Origin of the sequence: Myxococcus sp. CA040A (genome assembly GCF_013336725.1) — a bacterium.
In the GTDB taxonomy this organism is placed as follows: domain Bacteria; phylum Myxococcota; class Myxococcia; order Myxococcales; family Myxococcaceae; genus Myxococcus; species Myxococcus llanfairpwllgwyngyllgogerychwyrndrobwllllantysiliogogogochensis.
Window position 1 is genome coordinate 684213 of record NZ_JABUMR010000001.1, and the last position, 19169, is coordinate 703381.

Annotated in this window: 14 protein-coding genes; 7 read left to right on the forward strand and 7 right to left on the reverse strand. The window is 70.0% G+C overall.

Translation table 11 applies throughout. From position 1 onward, the window contains the following. The first annotated feature begins 38 nt into the window (after positions 1–38). Positions 39–4205, forward strand: a complete 4167-nt coding sequence (locus HUA75_RS02830) for a protein kinase (protein ID WP_174485465.1) — start codon at positions 39–41, stop codon at positions 4203–4205. Positions 4206–4209: 4 nt separating this feature from the next. Here the strand turns inward: HUA75_RS02830 and HUA75_RS02835 are convergent, their stop codons facing one another. After that, a complete protein-coding gene (locus HUA75_RS02835) occupies positions 4210–4590 on the reverse strand; it encodes a PleD family two-component system response regulator (protein WP_174453087.1) in 381 nt (126 codons plus the stop codon). Between the two features lie 138 nt (positions 4591–4728). Between HUA75_RS02835 and HUA75_RS02840 the strand changes: the two genes are divergently transcribed. The 4 genes from HUA75_RS02840 (at position 4729) to HUA75_RS02855 (ending at position 8265) form a co-directional block, all read left to right on the forward strand. Further along, positions 4729–5334 carry an RNA polymerase sigma factor gene (locus HUA75_RS02840; protein WP_141647888.1) on the forward strand — a complete coding sequence of 202 codons (606 nt, stop codon included), beginning with the start codon at positions 4729–4731 and terminating at the stop codon, positions 5332–5334. A 150-nt stretch (positions 5335–5484) separates the two neighbouring features. Further along, positions 5485–5922 carry a CBS domain-containing protein gene (locus tag HUA75_RS02845; RefSeq protein WP_174485466.1) on the forward strand — a complete coding sequence of 146 codons (438 nt, stop codon included), beginning with the start codon at positions 5485–5487 and terminating at the stop codon, positions 5920–5922. Positions 5923–5938: 16 nt separating this feature from the next. Continuing rightward, positions 5939–7033, forward strand: a complete 1095-nt coding sequence (locus HUA75_RS02850; protein ID WP_254627346.1) for a lysylphosphatidylglycerol synthase transmembrane domain-containing protein — start codon at positions 5939–5941, stop codon at positions 7031–7033. Positions 7034–7107: 74 nt separating this feature from the next. Then, positions 7108–8265, forward strand: a complete 1158-nt coding sequence (locus HUA75_RS02855; RefSeq protein ID WP_371746042.1) for a methyltransferase domain-containing protein — start codon at positions 7108–7110, stop codon at positions 8263–8265. Positions 8266–8361: 96 nt separating this feature from the next. Here HUA75_RS02855 and HUA75_RS02860 read toward each other — a convergent pair whose 3' ends face one another. The 4 genes from HUA75_RS02860 to HUA75_RS02875 form a co-directional block, all read right to left on the reverse strand. Next, entirely contained in the window at positions 8362–9714 is a 1353-nt protein-coding gene (locus HUA75_RS02860; protein WP_174485468.1) for a TfuA-like protein, read from the reverse strand. Further along, entirely contained in the window at positions 9711–10892 is a 1182-nt protein-coding gene (locus tag HUA75_RS02865) for a YcaO-like family protein (RefSeq protein WP_305794723.1), read from the reverse strand. The genes HUA75_RS02860 and HUA75_RS02865 overlap by 4 nt, the downstream gene beginning before the upstream one ends. An 83-nt stretch (positions 10893–10975) precedes the next feature. After that, positions 10976–11626 carry a hypothetical protein gene (locus HUA75_RS02870; protein WP_174485470.1) on the reverse strand — a complete coding sequence of 217 codons (651 nt, stop codon included), beginning with the start codon at positions 11624–11626 and terminating at the stop codon, positions 10976–10978. 66 nt (positions 11627–11692) lie between these two features. Next, a complete protein-coding gene (locus tag HUA75_RS02875; protein ID WP_254627347.1) occupies positions 11693–15151 on the reverse strand; it encodes a serine/threonine-protein kinase PknK in 3459 nt (1152 codons plus the stop codon). Positions 15152–15503: 352 nt separating this feature from the next. Between HUA75_RS02875 and HUA75_RS02880 the strand changes: the two genes are divergently transcribed. Both HUA75_RS02880 and HUA75_RS02885 read left to right on the forward strand, forming a co-directional pair. Beyond that, on the forward strand, positions 15504–17204 hold the full coding sequence (locus HUA75_RS02880; RefSeq protein WP_305794724.1) for a sigma-54 dependent transcriptional regulator: 1701 nt from the start codon (positions 15504–15506) through the stop codon (positions 17202–17204). Between the two features lie 82 nt (positions 17205–17286). After that, positions 17287–18090 carry an SDR family NAD(P)-dependent oxidoreductase gene (locus tag HUA75_RS02885; RefSeq protein WP_141647960.1) on the forward strand — a complete coding sequence of 268 codons (804 nt, stop codon included), beginning with the start codon at positions 17287–17289 and terminating at the stop codon, positions 18088–18090. On the opposite strand, the gene HUA75_RS02890 is transcribed toward HUA75_RS02885, so the two are convergent. Further along, positions 18060–18881: a biliverdin-producing heme oxygenase gene (locus HUA75_RS02890; RefSeq protein ID WP_174485901.1), complete on the reverse strand. Its 822-nt coding sequence runs from the start codon at positions 18879–18881 to the stop codon at positions 18060–18062. The two genes, HUA75_RS02885 and HUA75_RS02890, sit on opposite strands and share 31 nt — an antisense overlap. Continuing rightward, on the reverse strand, positions 18878–19126 hold the full coding sequence (locus HUA75_RS02895) for a hypothetical protein (RefSeq protein ID WP_141647962.1): 249 nt from the start codon (positions 19124–19126) through the stop codon (positions 18878–18880). The genes HUA75_RS02890 and HUA75_RS02895 overlap by 4 nt, the downstream gene beginning before the upstream one ends. Positions 19127–19169: the final 43 nt, after the last annotated feature.

A 19169-nucleotide genomic window follows, 5' to 3' on the forward strand; every position in this document is an offset into this window, starting at 1 on the left:
GGCCGGGCGGACGGTGCCTCGACGGAGGGCCGGAAGCGATGAGCACACCCAGTGGCGTGGCGGAGGGCCCGGGCGGGGTCTCCCTCGGCGCGGGGAATGCCCCCACGCACGCGGGCTCGGAGTTCGAGGACGCGGTGCTCCAGGGCCTCATCCATGGAGGCTCCGCGAGTCCGGTGCCTCTCCCGGGAGACAGGCTGGGAGGCCTGGACGGCCGTCGGTACGAGGTCCTCGGTCTGCTGGGCGGCGGCGGCATGGGGCAGGTGTTTCGCGCGGTGGACCACGAGCTGTGGCGCACGGTGGCGCTGAAGTTCCTTGCCGCGCACCGGGGCCTCGCGACGCCCTCGCTGCTGGCCGCATTGCGCGAGGAGGCGCAGGCGATTGCCCGGCTGGACCACGAGAACATCGTCCGCATCCATGACGTGTCCGCTTGGAACACCGGGACGCTGGCGCAAGGCGAGGAGATGCCGCTGCGAGTGCCCTTCCTGGTGATGGAGTTCCTGGAGGGCGAATCGCTGCAGCGAATGCTGCGCCGGGAGCGACCCGACTTGCGGCGCACGTTGGACCTGATGACGGACGTGGCCGCGGGGCTCGCGCATGCGCATGAGCGGCGCCTGGTGCATCGCGACCTCAAGCCCGCCAACGTCTTCGTGCTCGCGGATGGCAGGGCGAAGCTGCTCGACTTCGGCCTCGCGCGCTCACCGGCCGGACCCGCCCTGGCGCCCGAAGCCGCGCGCGCGGGAACTCCCGCGTACATGGCTCCGGAGCAGTGGCGGGGCGAGCCGACGGACGCGAGGGCCGACGTGTGGGCCGCGGGGCTGTTGCTCTACGAGTTGCTCACCGGCGAGCACCCGCTGCCGCGCTCGAAGGCCGCCGAGCTGCGCCTGCACATCCCTTCCTCCCAACCCATGCCCTCGGTGAGCTGGAGATGCCCCGGGTTGCCGGAGGAACTCGTGCGACTGGTGGCCTCGACGCTGGCGAAGGACCCGGCGGAGCGGCCCGCGAATGGAGGCGAGCTGCTGGAGCGACTGCGCGGCCTGCGTCGGCTGCTGGCGCTGGACGTCAACTCGGCCTCGCGCTCGAGCATCTCCGGTCGTCGCTTGGTGACGCTGGTGTCGTGCCGGCTCGCGCAGGAGCGCGGTGGCATGGAGCGCCTGGACCCGGAGGATTGCAGCGAGTTGGAGGGCGCCTTCCACCAGGGCTGCACGCGCATCATCCACGAGCACGAGGGCGCGATGACGCTCGCGGTGGGCGCGGAGGTGCTCGCGTGCTTCGGTTTCCCCGTGGCGCGCGAGGGGGACTCGGAGCGGGCGGTGCGCGCGGCGCTGCGGCTGCAAGAGGTGCTTCCCGGTGAGCTCGCTGGGCTGGGGCCTCCGGGTGTGGTGGTGAAGGTGGGGCTGCACACGGACCGCGTGGCGTTGGCGGATGCCTCGCCGCTGCTGCACGGCACGGCGCCTCCCATGCAGGGCGAGGCGCCCAAGGTGGCCTCATGGCTGGCCGCGCAGGCAGGGCCCGACGCGGTGCTGCTCACCGAGGGCACGCATGCGCTGGTGAGAGGCCGCATCCGCACGCGCTCACTGGGGGCCTGGGCCTTCGAGGGACTGTCGGGCACGTCATGGCTGGACGTGCATGAAGCGCTGGGAGAGCGGCCGGGCGCGAGCCGGTTCGACCGGGCCCTGGTGGTCGGCGCGTTGTCGCCGTTGGTGGGCCGCGAGAAGGAACTCCAGCGGCTCACGACGTGGCGGGCCGATGCGCTGAGTGGACGCGGCGTGGGCGTCCTGGTGCGAGGGGACGCGGGCATCGGCAAGTCGCGACTCGTTCAGGAGCTGCATGACCGGGAGGCACCGGGGACGAGCACCTGGGCGCGTTGTCAGTGCGGCGTGCGGGGAACGGGCAGCGCCTTCCATCCGCTCATCGACTGGTTCCAGCGCTTCCTGGGCTTCGCCCGCGATGACGCTCCCGAGCGCAAGCTCGCGCGTCTGGTGGAGCGTCTGGGCGTGCTGGGCGTGGACGTGGAGCTCTCGTGTCCGCTCGCTTCGTTCTTGTCGCTGCCTGTTCCGGAAGGCTCGCCCTTCCTGCACCTGTCCGGTGAGCGGCAGCGGGCCGCGGTGATGAAGGCCCTGGTGGAGGTGTTCCGTCACGAGGACGTGCGCAGGCCGGTGGTGCTGGTGGTGGAGGACCTGCACTGGGCGGACCCTTCCACCCTCCAGTTTCTCGGAGTGCTGCTGGAGCGGTTGGAGGGGACTCGCCTGTGTGTGTTGCTCACCGCGCGCCCGGGCGTCACGCAGGTGTGGAGCGAGCGCGCGGCGCTCCAGTTCCTGGACGTGGAGCCCCTGCCTCCCGAGGCCACCGCGGCGCTGGTGCGCGAGGTCGCGGGCCAGCGCGCCCTGACGCCGAAGACGGTGGCGCGACTGGTGTCACGGACTGACGGAGTCCCCCTCTTCGTCGAGGAGCTGACGCGGGTGGTGGTGGAGCAGGAGGCCGTGCGAGGGGACTCGGGCGAGACGCTCTCCGCGGTGCCCGCGGTGTTGCACGAGCTACTCCTCGCGCGCCTGGACCAGCTTCCTCCCCGGCAGCGCTCCCAGGTGCAGCTCGCGGCCACGCTGGGGCGAGAGTTCAACTACGAGACGCTGCGCGCGGTGTCCTTCCTCCGGGAAGACGAACTGGAGCCGGAGCTGGAGCGACTGGAAGAGGCGGGACTGCTCTTCCGGCAGGGCCAGCCGCCATGCACCACGTACGCCTTCCGACACGCGCTCATCCAGGAAGCGGCCTACCAGTCGCTCCTGCGCAGCACGCGCCAGCGCTACCACGGTCGTGTCGTGCAGGTGCTCTCCGAGCAGTTCCCCGAGGTGGTGGAGGAGCAGCCGGAGCTGGTGGCCCACCACGCCACGCTCGCGGGGCTGACTCGGCAGGCGGCAGAGTTCTGGCGAAGCGCGGGTCAGCTCGCGGGCGCGAAGTCGGCCTTCCCGGAGGCCATCAGCCACTACTCGCGGGCGCTGGGGCAACTGGAGCTGTTGCCGCCCTCTCGCGAGCGCGATGAGTTCGACATCGTGCTGCGCGTCGAGCTGGGACAGGCGCTGGTGGCCTCGAAGGGCTTCGGAACGCGCGAGGTGGAGGACGCCTTCACGCGGGCCGCCGCGCTGTGTGACCCGTCTCAGTGCATCCCCACGTCCCTCTTCTGGGGACTGTGGAACATCGCGCTGGTGCGAGGGGATGGTGAAGGCATGGACCGCCTCGCGGAGCTCTTCCGCTGTCAGGGAGACGAGCACGCGGACCTGGAGGCGCGCGTGGTGCTGCACGGCGCGCTCAACAGCCAGGCGTTCTGGCGCGCGGACTACACATCGTGTCGAAGCCATGGCCTGGAGGTGAAGGCCATGCTGGGCCGGGAGGGAGTGGCGGAGCAGCTCGCGCAGATTCGCGGTGGGCGGCTGGGTCATGCCTCCGAGCAGTGCCTGCATGCGCTGATGTACCTGGCGGTGAGCGAGCTGGTGCTGGGGCACACCGACACCGCGCTCGCGACGCAGGCGCAGGCCTTCGCCCTCGCCGAGTCCATGAACCATCCCTATGCCATCGCCACGGTGTCCGTCTTCGGAGCGATGCTGGCGCTGGAGCGTGGAGACCCGGCGACAATGCTGGAGGTGTCAGGGCGGGCCGTGGGCCTCTGTGTCGAGTACGGCTTTCCGTTGCCTCTGGTGGGGAGCATCTGCCTGCACGGGCTCTCCCTGGCGGTCCTCGGAGACGTGGAGGGCGGCATCGCGCGTGTCCACGAGGGAATCGCGTTGATGAACTCGCTGGGCGCGACGCTGCTCCAGGGCGCGTGCCTGACGACGCTGGCTCGCGCATACCTCGCGGGAGGGAAGGTCGACGAGGGGCTGGCCGCCTTGAGTCAGGCGCGGGTCCATGTGGAAGGGCGCGTGGCGCGCCATCCCCTGGCGACGTTGTTGCGAGTCCACGGGCAGCTTTTGTTGCTGCGAGGGGACATGGGCGAGGCGCGCGAGTGCTTCCGACGCTCGCTCGCGGTGGCTCGAGACACGGGCGCGCGACTGCATGAGCTGGGCGCGGCGGTGGAGCTGGCGAGGCTTGCGCGGCACACCGACGAAGCGGCGGAGGCGCGCGTGCTGCTGGAGTCGCTGAAGGAGGTCTTTTCAGGGAGCCAGGCGCTCGCGGATGCCTGGGCCGCGCGTGCGCTGCTGGCGGAGTGGGACTGACGGCTCACGCCGCCGATGACAGCTCGGAGGGCGGGTCGCCGTGGGCGAGACTCCGGGAGACACACTTCAAAAGCTCGGACAGCTCACCGGACTTGCGCAGGAAGACTTCATCCGCGGCGCCAGGTCCACACTCCATGCTGCTGTGGACGATGCGCGGAATGCGGCACAGCCGTTCATCGGTGCGCAGCCTCCCGCAAAGCTCCAGGCCGCTCATTCCCGGCATCATCACGTCGGTGAGGATGAGGTCTGGCTTCAGCGACTGCGCGAGCGACAGGGCCACCTCACCATTCGGCGCGGAGGCGACCTCACAGCCCAGTTCCCCGAGAGCCTCGGTGTAGATTTCGAGGAGGGTCGAATCATCGTCGACGAGGAGGATGAGAGGCATGCGGGTGTCTCGGGGTGAGGCGGCCATGCCGCTGTTCCACTGGGATGGGGACGCGACGACATGGATGTGAATTCATCAGGCCCCTGTGTTCGTCACGATGTCGGTGCAAGCCATTCCATCCGCTCGGAGGTGTGAAGAATGTCGCCGAAGGAACGAGAGGCGCTGGAGCAGAGGATTCGCGAGCGCTGCACCCTGGAGGACACGGCGGGCGCCGTGGAAGCCGCGGTGGAGGGATATGGCCCGGAGATACGAAGACTCCTGGGGACGTTGTTGCGAGAGCCGGAGCAGGCGCGAGAAGCCTTCAGCATCTTCTGCGAGAGCCTGGTGAGGGACCTGCCAGGCTTTCGTTGGGAGAGTACTTTCAGGACGTGGGCCTATCGCGTGGCGCGGAATGTCGCGTACCGGATGGCCACCGCCTTCTCGCCGGGGCGGGAGCGGGTGGCGAGCCGGGAGATGGTCGACCTCATGCACGTCGAGCGTTCAGGCACGGCACCCTGGCTCCAGACCCCTGTGAAGGACCGCTTCCGCTCCTTGCGCGCGCAGTTGGAGCCGGGAGAGCGCAACCTCCTGCTGCTGCGCGTGGACCGTCGGATGTCCTGGCTCGACGTCGCTCGGGAGCTGGGGGGCACCCAGTCCTCGGAGGGGCTCCAGCGGAAGGCGGCCGTCCTTCGCCAACAGTTCAAGAGCCTGAAGGAGCGGCTGCGTGAGCTGGCGCGGGATGACCGTCTGATTTCCAGCGCATAACGCCCGGGGCATGAGGGGACGCCGGCCCCCGCCCGCCTGCCCGCCCTGTCGCTGCGCGAACCGGGGCGCGGGCGCACCCTTGAGGGGACTCGGCCCGAGCGGCGCATGGTGCGCGAGAGGCTCGTGGACCGCGGCGAAAGGGGCCTTGTCATGCTCACCGTGGGCGACCTGATGACCCGGGATGTCGTCACGCTGGAAGAGACCGATGACCTGGTCCGCGTGGATGACCTGCTGAAGCTCAACCACATCCGTCACCTACCGGTGGTGCGCGAGGGACGGCTGGTGGGGTTGGTGAGTCATCGTGACTTGATTCGCGCGTTGGCGCGTCAGCTCGCGATGCATCAGTCGGAGCCCATCTCCGTCGCGCGCATCATGTCACGGGATGTGGAGATGGTGAGGTCGGACCTGCCCGTGCGGGACGGCATCTACAAGCTCCTGGACCACCGCTTCGGTTGTCTTCCGGTGGTGGACAGGGACAGGCGGCTGGTGGGCATCGTCACCGAGGCCGACTTCATGCGCATGGCGGCGCGGCTGCTGGATGCGGCCTCGGCGCGCAGGGATGACTCGGCGGGAGTCTCCGCTCCTTGAACGGGAGGGTGGGCGCATGCATGACGGACACGCCGTCTCAGGTGGTGGTCCGCCCTCCGCGTCGGCGGAAGGCTCGTCGCGACATCACAGCGTATGGGGCTGGCTTCCAGGCGTGGTGCTGCTGGGCGCGTTCATCGCGTTCGTGGTGCTGCGCTTCGGGGAGGAGCGACAGTTCGCCCAGATGCTGAAGCGCGCGCGGCCGGAGTGGCTGCTGGCCGGTGCCGTGCTCCAGGTCTTCTCGTATCTCACGATGGCGGGCTGCTGGCTGGTGACGCTGAGCACGGCGGGGGTGAAGGCGCCGTGGATGCGCACCGCGGGGCTGGCCTTGATGAAGCTCTCTTTCGACCAACTGGTGCCCACGGCGGGGATTGGTGGCTCGGTGGTGGTGATGAAGGGGCTCCAGAAGGAAGGGGCACCCCCTCGGGTGGCGACCGCCGCGCTGCTGGTGGACATGGTGTCCTTCTATGCGGCGCATGCCGTGGCCGTGGTCATCTCCATCCTCATCATCTGGTTCCGCGCGCAGCTCCACGCGGCCATCCTGGGGTTGGCCACGGCGTTCGCCGCGCTCGCTTGCGCGGTGCCTTTCGGAATCCTCTGGTTGACGCGGCACGGAGGCTGGCAGCCACCGCGCTGGGCTCGGCGCATCCCCGGGCTCAGTGGCCTGCTGGAGTCCATCTCCCAGGTTCCGTCCGAGTTGGTGCGCGACAAGTGGCTGCTGGTGCGTGCGAGCGCGTTGCAGTTCGCGACCTTCGTGCTGGATGCGCTCACGCTCTCGTGCATGTTCTTCGCCGTGGGGCACCCGGTGGATTTTCCGGATGTATTCGCCGCGTTCATGCTGGCGACGCTGGTGATGACCCTGAGCATCATCCCGGGAGGGGTGGGGACGTTCGAGGCCACCGCGGTGGGGACGCTGTCCTCGCTGGGAGTGCCCGTGGAGGTGGGGCTCACGGCGGTGATGTTGCTGCGAGGTTTCACCCTGTGGTTGCCGCTGCCGCTGGGCGTGGTGCTGCTGCGTCGGATGCTCGGGGTTCGGCTGCGTGACGCGATGTCGAGTCCGGGGTCCGAGTCGTCGGCCTCGCCCGTGGTGTCGTCAGAACAGCGGACCGCGTGAGGGGCTGACACGCTTTGGCTTGGCTTTCGCCGCGCGGGACCTGAGGATGCGCGCGCCCGAGCGGGCACCCATCCATGGAAAAACGCACTGACTGGTACGAGCACCCGGAGTACTACGAGGCCATCTTCGGCACGGACACCGTGCGGGAGGCGGATTTCCTCCAGGCGCTCAGCGCGCGTCATGGAACGGGAGGCTCGCAGTGGCTGGAGCCCGCGTGTGGCGCGGGACGGTTGGTGGCCGAGGCCGCCAGTCGCGGCATGAAGGTGGCGGGCTACGACATCTCCGAGGCCATGCTCGCGCATGCGCGCAAGCGGCTGACTCCGGCGGAGCGTCGTCGGGTGAAGCTGGCCCCGTCGCGCATGGAGGAGTTCTTCGAGCCCGCGCTGGAGGGGAAGGTGGATGTCGCGCACAACCTTGTCTCCACCTTCCGCTACCTGGATAGCGAGGCTGCGGCGCTCGCGCACTTGAAGGGCACGCGACGGCTGCTCAAGCCCAACGGCATCTATGTGCTCGGCTTCCACCTCACCGACTACTCGCGGAGCGTGCCCGAGCACGAGCGCTGGTTGGGGCGCGTGGGCAAGGACAATGTCGTCTGCAACACCCATGAGGGGCTGCCAGACAGGCGCGCGCGGCGCTCGCCCATGCGCAACCGACTGCGCATCACCGGTCCAGGGAAGGACTGGCTCATCGAGACGACGTGGTTCTTCCGCACGTACGACGCGGCGCAGGCGGGCAAGTTGTTCCGCGATGCGGGGCTGAGCGTGGTGGCCGCGTATGACTTCGACTACGACGTGAGCTCACCCGTGGCACGCGGCAGTCGGCGGCTGGACCGTGTCTTCGTGCTGCGGCCGGATGCAGGCTCGGTGGAGCAGGGGGCTTCCGAGAACGCGCCGGCGCGGAAGGTCGTCGCCGCGGCGAAGAAGCCGGTACCGAAGGTGACTCCGGAGAAGAAGGTGGCTGTGCCGAGGAAGACCTCTCCGGCGCGGAAGGTCGCCGCCGCGGCGAAGAAGCCGGCACCGAAGGTGACTCCGGAGAAGAAGGTGGCTGCGCCGAGGAAGACCTCTCCGGCGCGGAAGGTCGCCGCGACGAAGAAGGTGGCCACTGCGCCGGATGCGACTCCTCCGACGAAGAAGCGGGCCACTGCGCCGGATGCGACTCCTCCGACGAAGAAGCGGGCCACTGCGCCGGATGCGACTCCTCCGACGAAGAAGCCGACCCGCCGACGAAGCTGACTCCGAAGCAGGCACTGGCTTCGTCACGGACGAAGCCACCGGAGCAGGCGCTGAAGCCTTGGCGAATCAAGACCCAGCGGAAGGCTGGGTCTGTGTTCAGGCGTCCGCCCCCGCCTTCGCGAGCACGTAGCAGAGCTCACGCAACGCGGCCCGTCGCATGGAGTCCACGTCCGGGAATCCCTCGTCGCGTGCGGCCTGCTGGATGGGACTTGGAACCATCCGTCCCTGATGCTCCTCGAAGTACCAGGCCCACAGGGCGCCCTCGGTGATGCCCGCGTCCTCCAGGCGTGGCGCTGACAGGCCCGCCTCCGTGAGCACTTGCTCCTTGTCTCGGGCCCTCTGTACCAGCGCGCCGTATTCGCCCGTCAGGCGCAGGTGGTCCGCCAGGTGGCGCAGGACATCCGGCTCGAAGAGGGTCTCCACCCAGCGCACGTGAGACTCGTCGCGCAGCAGGCGCGGGGCATCGTCGACGTACTGCTCCGACTTCCATTGCTCGAACGTCTCGGGGGTGAGCTGCCGCTCCTGCCGCAACGCCTCTTCCGTCGCGCGAAGCTCCGCCATGCCCGGCTCGCGGCCCAGCCGTCGCGCTTCCTCCACGGCGAGCGCACGCGCCATGCTCGACCGTTGCGCCTCCTTCAGCCCGCCACGCAGTCGCAGTTCATCGAGCAGCGCCTCGGACGACACTCCTTCCAGGGGATTCGCCGCGTAGCGCAGCGGCTGTCTGCCCGCGCGCCGCCGTGCCTCTTCCCACGCGTCGGTGTGCTGGAAGGGGAAGCGCGTCTGCTTGGGCGAGAGCCCCGCCTCCATCCGTGCCCGAATCTCGCGCAGCAGCGCCACCGCATCCGCGCGCTTCGCGTCCACACGGCCCCGGGGCAGCCAGGCCTTGAGCGCCTCAAGCTCCGCGCCAGGAAGCCCCTCTTGCGCGGCTCGCGTCAACACCGTGGGCCACACCCGCTCCACGTAGAAGAGGGACTTGGCCAGTTGCTCCAACGCCGCGCGAGTGCTCTCACTCACCACGTCGCCCAACCGAGCCGCCGCCAGCGTGGCGCGGATGTTCACCATCGCCTCGGACAGGGGCCGCCAGTGGTCCTCGGCGCTCGCGTGCGCCACCGCCACCTCGTCATCGTCCTCCAGCACGCCTCGCTGGAAGTCCTCGAAGATGGCGCCGACTCCCTCCATTCCGAAGGACGTCAGCTCCGCGGCGCGCAGCGCGCCCATGCTCGCGGCGCCGAAGACGTGGATGCCTTCCGCCAGGGCCCAGAGGATTTCCTTGTGCCACACGGCGGGCACATGCTCGAAGAAGCCGTCGATGATGCCGATGGCCACCGGCTTCTCCAACGTGGCCCGGTAGACGTCACCCTGTTGCACGGGAGGCAGGTACACCACGTCCAGCTCCTGGCTCGCCTCCTCGGGGCGCAGCGTGGGGCCCGTGAAGATGAACACCTTCATGTCCCATCCCCTCGCATGGCGCGCAGTGCGCGAGGGCCCGGGACATAGCCTGGTGCTTCATGCGTGGGCTCCAGTCCGGGTACCACCACGCGCACCACGGGCAACCCCAGCTCCGGCTTCGTCAGGTCCACCACGACCACTTGTGTCACTCCCGCCGCGCGCACCTTCGCCAGCACCCATTCGAGGTCCTCTTCGAACGTCTCCGCATCCTGATGGGGAGCGTCCTGGAAGCGGCGCACCGGCGCTTCCTCGCGCAGCCGAGTCCGGAGCCGCTCCGCCACCACGCCTTCCCGAGCCTCCTCGTACGCCTTGCGGTGCAGGTCATCCCTCGCCCCGCTGATGCGCGTGAGCCGACTCTGCGCCGCCTCTGTCAGCGCCCGCAGCAGCGCCACGCCCCGCGAGGGGTGACAGCCCATGCCGCCCGCCACAGCCACGGGACGCAAGGGCTCCGACTCCCGGTCGACGATGTAACAGGCGAAGGCGGGCACCCCGACATCGCTCGTCGTCTCCCAGACGCCCACGGCCATGCCCGCGCGCTCATAGGTCTCCAGCACCTCGCGACAGGCCGCGTCGTCCACCGTGCCCAGGTCCAACCGCGTGGCGGCCTGGCTCCGTTCTCCACGCGCGTGCCACAGCGCGGTGGCGTCACGCTCCACCACCTCGCACAACCCATGGAGCGTCGCCTCGAGGACGTGATTCCCCGAGGCCAGCCCGTTGCTGCTCATGAGGAACGCGCCACTTCCGGTGGGAAGCGGTAGCGTGAAGTCGGTGTGCACCATGTCGAACGGCACCCACAGCGGACCGCCGCCGAGCAGGTCCACGCCCTCCACCCAGAGCATGCGCCAGTTGGGATGGAACAGGCTCACCGACAGGCGCGGCAGTCCCGCCACGTCGACCACGGGCGAGCGGAAGCGCAGCTCGTTGTACGTGGCCAGCTTCAGGGGCAGCGAGATGTGCTCGGCATGGTAGCCCTCCACGGACTCCATCACCCCGGACGCCTTCGCCGCCGCGAGCGTGAGGCCCTTGCCCTGGGACACCGCCAGCGAGCGCGCATTGGGCCGCGTCACCATGACGACGGGGATTCCAATCGTGTCCAACCCCGTGACGTTGGCGATGCGGGTGATGCCCAGGACGGGCATGAGGCGTCGCACGCGCTCCAGGGTCTGCTCGGGCGACATCACCCGATGTGTCCCGTGTCGGAACGGCTTGGGCGTCCCGGAGGAGACGGACGGGGAAGTGGAGTCGAGGGCGGCGGTGCGCATCAAGGTTTGGAGTCGGAGAGGCGGGAGGAGGGCGGGCGGGAGACGGGGTCCTGCTGGCCAGCCTTGAGCCGCGTGTCCGGCGAGTAGCTGAGGAGGATGCTGTTGAGGTTGAGCAGGAAGCAGGTGATGGGCTCGGCCCTCCCGCCCACGGGGCTCTCGCTGGTCGTGGCGAGGTTCCGTGGCTCGGGCAGGTTGGCCACCACCGCCTCGTTCTCGACCAGCGTCTTGAGGGCACTGCTCAGGCTCTCGCTATCGATGGAGAGTCTCTCCGCGCTCTGCCACATCTCCGGCTTCACCCAGTAGAGATTCCCATCGGGCGCGTAGATGAGCAGGTCCGACTGGTCCACGATGCACTCCGCGCGAGCCTCGATGGGCGGGAACGTGGCGTCCTTGGGCTTCGGCTGGGCGATGACCCACGAGTGCTTCACGCTGGACACCAGGCCGGTGACTTCCACGACGGACGGGTTGGGCTGGGAGATGGCGATGGAACCATCGCCGGTCTCTACCCGGAAGGTCATCTGGTCCGTCACGTTCTCCAGCTTGTCGGGAGACTGCGTGGGGACGCCCCACACCGAGAGCTTCGTGCTGAAGCCTTCCAGGATGGTCACGCTGTCGGGCTTGAAGAAGAAATACGAGTAAGGGCCTGCCATGCGCACCTCGGGAATGGGCCACGGGCCTTACGCCCGCGACGGGGAAGGAGCACGTCGGTCAATCCGTCACAGATAGCAGAGTCGCAGCGCCGACTCACACGCCTGGCGCAACGTCGCCCGAGCATCCTCCAGGCGCCGTGCGTCCTGGTGCTCCAGGGCTGTCGACAGGGGCTGGGTGAGCGCGTCGGGGAGCCGCTGTTGATGGTGGGCGAGCAGCGCCCGCGCGTGCTCCAGTGCCTCGGTCAGCCGGCCCTGCTCCAGTTCCACGGCGAGCAGGGGCCAGCGCGCCATCCACTGGAAGGGAAACACGAGCGAGAGGGGCTGCCACAGGCGCAGCGCCTCGGTGGCCTCGTCTCGCGAAAGCACGGTGTCCCCGGACCGCGAGGCCACCCACGCCCGGTGGGCATGCGCCGCGCCCTGGTAGTCGGCCATGCCGGAGCGCGTCGCCAGCTCGAGCGTTCGCGCCGTCGTCTCGCTCGCGGCGGACACCTGCCCGCGCAGCCGGAGGATGACGGTGAGATAGCTCAGACACCGCGTCTGCAACGTCACGTCACCCAACCGCTCCGCGCCCTTGAGCGCGTCCTCCATCCACGACTGGGCCTCGTCCAGGGCGCCATGGAAGAGCAACACCATGGCGACCACGCACCGGGCTCCCGCGTGCTCCGCGTCCCCCTCTGCCTCCAACGCGGCTTCCGCGTAGGCCCGGGCGTGGGCCACGGTTTCCGTTGATGCTTGATAGCGCTCGCTGCGCAGTTGCATCTGTACCAGCGAGTTGAAGAAGCGCGCGCGTTGCAGCGGCGTGCCGTGGGCCCTCATCACCGGGCGCACGCCTTCCACCAGGGCCCGCATCTCGTCGAGCTGGGCCAGCCAGTAGTGGACGGTGATTCGCTCGCCCTGCAGTTGCACCCATTCATGCCACCAGGCGGCCTCGACCTGGCCGGGGGCGGAGGAGACGCTGTCGGGCATCGGGCCCAGCTCGGCTTGAGCCTGGGCATAGACGCGCAGCGCTTCCTCGTTTTGATGGTGCGTCTGCAAGGACTTGCCCACCTTCCGCAGCACGTTGGCGCGACGGACGGGCTGGCTCTGCTCAATCCGTGCCAGGGCCTCCAGGAACGCTTGTCGCGCTTCCTCCTGCCGTCCGGTGAGCGCGAGCACCTCGCCCAATCCCTCCCAGACGGCGTCCAGGGCCACCGTGCTCGCGTCCGCGGCGGACGCATCCGCGTTCCGGGTGGACGCCACGGCCTCGCGCACGGCGGACTCGTAGAAGGTGATGGCGTCGCCGTTGGCGTAGGCGGCGCGCGCCGAGTCTCCCGCGCGAGCGAACCACACGCTTGCGCGAGTCGGCACGCCGGCGCGAGACCAGTGGTGGGCCAGTGCCGCGGCCTGGGGCGTGAGGCCCCTCGGCGCCCCCGCCTCGCGCAGCTCCAGGCCCTGGGCGCAGCGGTGGTGCAGCACGCGACGCTGTTCGTCGGCGATGCGGGCGTAGGCGACCTCGCGCAGCTTGTCGTGGACGAAGCGCAGCCGGCCGCCGCCGGACTCCTCGAGGACCTGCCGACGGCGCAGCTCCTCCACCGCCTCCAGCCCCGCGCTCTCCGGCAGCGCGGCGGTGGCGAGCAGCAGCTCACCATCCAGCTCGCGCCCCAGCACCGACGCCACCTCCGCCAGCGCGCGCCCGTCCGCGCCCAGGTCGGACAGCCGGCGCTCGATGAGCTCGGCGATGCTGCCCGGCAGGGGCAGGGGACGGCTGCCCGCGCTGCCTCCTGCTTCGAAGAGCCACTCCCCGGACGGCGCGCGGAAGAGCAGCCCCGCGTCGATGGCGGCGCGCAGATATTCGGCGATGAAGAAGGGGTTGCCGCTCGTCTCGCGCACCAGGGCGTCGACGAAGGGGCCGGGCACCTCGCGCAGCGCCAGCATGCCGCGCACCATCTTCCCCGCGCTGGTGGCGTCCAGCCGGCCCACTTCCACGCGCACCGCGTCCGGCGCGCCCACCACCGCGCGCAGCGCCGCGCCCATCTCGTCCATCCGGTACGTGCCGACGAGCAGCACGGGGCGCGACGCCAGGTGCCGCGCGTCCAGCTCCAGGAGGAAGCTCAGCGTCAGCTCGTCCGCCCACTGGAGGTCGTCCAGCACGAGCAGCAACGGCTGCGCTTCCGCGAAGGCCCGGAGCGTCTCGCGCAGCGCGGCCAGCACCCGGGTGCGTGCCTCTGGAGCAGGCAGGGGCGGGGGCTCGGGTTGCTCTGGCTGGCCAGGGAGTTGGATGAGGGATGGCTCATACGCGGCGAGCACGCGACCGCGCGGGCCGAGCAGGCGCTCCGCTTCGGCGGCGCCGCGCTCATTGCACCGGTCCGCGACGGCCAGGAGCAGCGGACGCAGCGGGTGCAGGGGCGAGGCATGCAGGTCCGCGCCGCCCATGGCCACCGGGACGCACTCGCCCGTCACCACCGTCATGCGCCGCCAGCCGGCTTCCGACGCCAGCTCCAGCGCCAGCCGCGTCTTGCCCGCGCCGCTCTCTCCGCCCAGGAAGACGCGGCCTCCCTGGCCTCGCGCCGCCGAATCCAGCGCCTCCGTCAGCCGTCCCAGCTCTCCGCCGCGCCCGGCCAGGTCCGGACGGTACAGGTAGGCCGGCGTCCGGGGCGTGGTGGCGGCGCCTTCCTCGCCTTCCTCAGCGCCGAGCGCCTCCAGCGCGGACGACACATCCTCCGCGTAACCGGGCCGCTCCTGGGGGCGCTTGGCGAGAAGCCGGAGCACCAGCGCGTCCAGCTCCGCGGGCATCCCCTCCACGCGCAGCGACGGGGGAACGGGCGTCAGGTGCAGGTGCTGGTGCGGCAGCGGCCCCTCGCGGCCGGGGATGAAGGGGGGCCGTCCGGTGAGCTGCTCGTAGAGCATGCACCCCAGGGCGTAGAGGTCCGCGCGGGCGTCCACGTAGTCACCCCGGAGCTGCTCCGGGGCCATGTACGTGTCGCTCCCCACCACGGCGCCGCTCACCTCCAGCGTCTCCCGGCCCCGCGAGCCTCCGAAGCGCGCGGCGATGCCGAAGTCCACCAGCACCGGCGTCCCATCAGGACGCAGAAAGACGTTCTCCGGCTTCAGATCTCGATGCACCAGGCCGTTGGCGTGGAGGAAGGCCAGGGCCGAGCACAACCTCCGCATCAGGGTGAGCGTTGCGTTCAACCGGGACGCAGCCAGTGCGTCGGAAGAGGGGGCGCGAGTCGCCCCACGGAGTGTCTGCCCCCGGAGCAGCTCCATGGCGTACCAGGGCAGTCCGTGTGCCACCCCCTCCGCGACGATGCGTACGACTCCGGGGTGCCTGAGGCGGCGCAACGCATGGATTTCCCGACGGATGCTGGCCAACGGCACCTCGGTGGCCGCACGCACCGTCTTGACGGCCACGGCCTCGCCGGTGGCCGGGTTCCACCCTCGGTAGACGACTCCCATGCCTCCCTGGCCGAGCACCTCGAGCAGCTCGTAGGGACCGATTTTCGCTCCCACGCCGGGCAGCTCTGGGAGCATCGCTGGTGCCGTCATAGGGGCTCCGAGCATAGCGACACCCCCTGGCACGTCCCATCTGCGTCGCATCTGGACGCAGCTGCGTTCCACTTGGACGCGGTTTCGGGCCTCCAGAGCCCCCCTCTCCAGTCAACCCCCTGAAAAGACGTGAAACGGGGTGTTGGCATGAACCACGCATGGTGTTTCCGCGTGGCGTCGCGAGCAACCGGGCGCCCAGCCGTCAGCGAGGTTCGGGAACGCGGAAGGAGGGGCCGCTCCTTCCGCGTTCTTCATCTCCGCTACACTGCCTCCTTCCGAAGCGGCCCTTGGCGGGTACTCTCGGATGGCACCGGACGGAGGCGAGTGGATGCACGAGGAGATGCCGCAGCTCATGAGCGCGCTGCGGGGGGCGAAGGATTTCGAGACGGCCGCGGCCACCACCCTGAAGCGCATGTTGGCCGTAGCCCAGGACGCTGTTGCGTCCAGTCGGTACGCAGCCCGCGCCCGAGTGCTCCGAGGAATCGTCCACCTGCGCCCAGGCGAGGCTTATCGTCGCCTTGCCGCGCTCGATGTGGGAGCAACAGAGATTACGGATGCGAGTGTGGGGACCCCGTTCTTCACCTCGGCCACGGCGTGGCGCGCGGTGGTGGAGCACCGCTGCGCGGTGTCCATCGACGTCAACGTGGGCACGGTGCAGCCGCATGCGCCGGACGCGCCCGTGACGGGTGACCCGGGACTGGCGGGCTTCCACAGCAACGAGAGCCGCCAGCGCTTCCTGGGGCGCCATGCGACGCACGTCTGCGTGCTGCCGCTGCGCACGCCGGGCGGCAGCATCGAGGGGATGATTTCCCTGGAGGCTGACTGTCTGGCGGCGATGGGGCAGGAGTTCGTCTGGCGCGAAGCCGGCGAGCAGCTCCAGTTGCTCGCGGACGTGGCCTCGCCGTACCTCGCGGGGCTGCCGCAGCGTCCGGTGGCCACGCCGGAGGTGGACGAGTACCTGCCCGTGGTGGGCCGCTCCATGGCGGAGCTCCTGCCCATCCTGCGCGTCTTCGCGTTGCAGGATGAGACCATCCTCATCAGCGGCGCGACGGGCGCGGGCAAGTCGCGGCTGGCGCGCTGGTGCCACGAGCGCTCCAACCGTCGCGCCAAGCCCTTCGAGACGTTGGACCTGGTGACGGTGCCCGAGGACCTCCAGATGGCGGAGCTCTTCGGTTGGAAGAAGGGCGCCTTCACCGGCGCGGTGAGGGACGCACCCGGCAGCGTGGCGCGCGCGGATGGCGGCACGCTGTTCATCGACGAAATCGACAAGCTGTCGCTGAAGGCTCAGGCGGGTCTGCTGCATCTGCTGGAGTCGCGCAGCTACCGGCCGTTGGGCGAGGGCACCGGCGAGCGACAGGCGGACGTGCGCTTCATCATCGGCACCAACGCGGACCTGCACGCGGAGGTGCGCGCGGGCCGCTTCCGCGAGGACCTCTACTACCGCGTCAACGTGCTGCCAGTGCGCATGCCGGCCTTGCAGGAGCGCCAGGACGAGATTCCGCTCTGGGCCCAGTACATGGTGAACCGGCGGCACCGCGAGCGCTCCCCCGAGGGCAACGCGCGCGTGACGCAGGACGCGGAGCGACTGCTGGTGGGCAGCTCGTGGCCGGGCAACCTGCGGCAGCTCGACAACATCGTCCGCCGCGCCTACACGCTGGCCATGGTGGAGCACGCCGTCTCCGGTGGAGAGCTGGTGCTCCACGAGAAGCACGTCGCGCGGGCGCTGGACTACGAGCAGGCGCCGGGGAGCAAGCCGCTGCCGGAAGCGCTGCGGGCCGCCGCTCAGGCGTTCGTCGCGGAGGCGCGGCGTCGCAACGCGCCTCTGGACCTGGACCTGGCGGACGCGTTCCGCGGGCTGGTGCTGGGCATGGCCATCCGGCAGGTGGGGCGGGACGACGGCTTCAAGCTGTTGGGCCGCGAGAGCCTGGTGAAGAACCGCAACCACCACAAGGCGCTCAAGCGCGAGCTGGAGAAGGTGGAGGCGCTCTACAAGGCCCTCGGCGAGGAGAGCTCGCCCTTCGCGGACCTCCTGTCCGAGGACGAGGCGGCCTGAGTCCGGCCAGTGGCCCGCGGTACAATCCTCGTCGAGAGGAGCCGTTGCTAGCTTCCGGGTCCACGATGCCCGGGGGTGAACCGTGAAGCTCCTCTCGAACAGCGCCATCGTCACGGGTGGCGCGCAGGGAATCGGTCTGGCTGTCGCCTCGCGCCTCATGCGCGAGGGCACCAGCGTGCTGGTTTTCGGACGAACGGAGACGAAGGTGGCGGACGCCGCCGAGCGCCTCAATCGCGAAGCGGAGGGGCGTGCTCGCGCCGTCCCCTTCGCCGGGGACGTGTGTCGGGCGGAGGACGTCGCGCGCGCCCACGCCTTCGCCACGGAGCAGTTGGGGCTGCCCGGCATCCTGGTGAACAACGCGGGCTCACTCTCCCTGACGCTGCTCGTGGACCTGCCCGAGGAGGAGCTGGACCGCGTGCTCGCGGTGAACCTGAAGGGGCCCTTCCTGATGCTGAAGACGTTCGCCCGCGCGCTCATCGCCGAGAAGCGCGCCGGCGCGGTGGTGAACATCACCTCGGTCTGCCAGGAGGTGGTGACGGAGGGGTTCGCTCACTACTCCGCCTCCAAGGCGGCGCTGGCCCAGCTGTCGCGATCAGCGGCGCTGGAGCTGGGGCGCCATGGCATCCGCGTCAACGTCGTCGCGCCGGGCGCCACCCTCACGCCCGTGGCCGCCGCCTTCATCGACGAGCCGTCGGTGCGCCGCGAGCTGCTCGCGCGCACCCCCCTGGGCCGCGCCCATGGGATGCCCGAGGACGTGGCCCGTGCCGTCACCTTCCTGTGCTCGGAGGAGTCCTCCTGGGTGACGGGAGAGAGCCTCTTCGTGGACGGTGGCAGTCACCTGCGGGGTCTGCACAGCTACTGGGACACGCTGAATCCGCCCCGGTAGCCACCGCCCGAAGCGGGGGCGATTCCCGTCGCGCCTCGCGCCAGCTCGTCACACACGAGCGCCTGGAGCCGGAAGGCCATGCGCGCCTCCTGGATGATTTCGCGCGCCTCGTCCTCTTCCAGCTCCAGCCCGTCGATGCGCGAGTGGAGCCGCACGCGGAACTCCGAGAGCTCCGTCGGCGTGGCCGTGCCGTGGAACAGCGTGCCGCGCGCGTCCTCCAGTTCGAAGGCGTTCGAGATGACTCGCGCGCGCTCCGGCGCGGCGAAGAAGTCCAGCACGCACCGCGCATAGACATGCGCCACGAGCAGATGCGGCGCGTCCTCCGCCACCTCGCGCAGCCGCTCCGCGTGCAGGCGCGTCTCCACGCACGCGAAGGTCTCCGTGCGCGTCTCGCCGCAGAAGTAGGCCAGGTCCGCTTCCAGCGCGCTGGCGCGGCGCAGCTCCGGCATCAGCAGCACGGGCGTCAGCGCGGTGCGGGCCACGCGCGGCAGCACGCTCTCGAACGTCGCGTAGAGCACGTGGAGCTGGCGCAGGTAGCTGACGTAGTGCTGGGCCCGGACGAACTGGCCGTAGATGCCGTCCCAGCTGTCGACGAAGAGGGACTGGAGGAAGACGGAGCGCTCGGCCTGCTCGTGGGCCCGCGCCGTGCCTTCCGTGAGCAACACGGACAGGGGCGCCGCTGTCACACGAGGAGCCGCCGGGGCGGCCGCGTCCGCCTCGCTCTCGCTCAGTCGCCGCACGCGCGCGGACTGCTCCGTGCGCGACACCCTCAGGGTGCCGGTGGCGCTCACTGCTTCCACCCGCCCAGCAGCGAAGGCATCGACTCGGAATCGGACTCCTCGGCGTGGCCCTGCTCCGGCTCATCCAGGTTCTGCAGCGCCTCCGCCATCGTCAGGCCAATGGCGCGGAGGACCTCCTCCTCCACCCGAATCGTCACCGGACCCAGCGCCAGATGGATGTGACCACAGGTGCAGCGCGTCACCTCGGCGCATGGCCCCCGCGCGAGCACTCTCTTGCCGCATCCCTGACCGAGCATCTCGTGTCTCCTTGATTTTGATTTTGATTATCGAAATCAACAA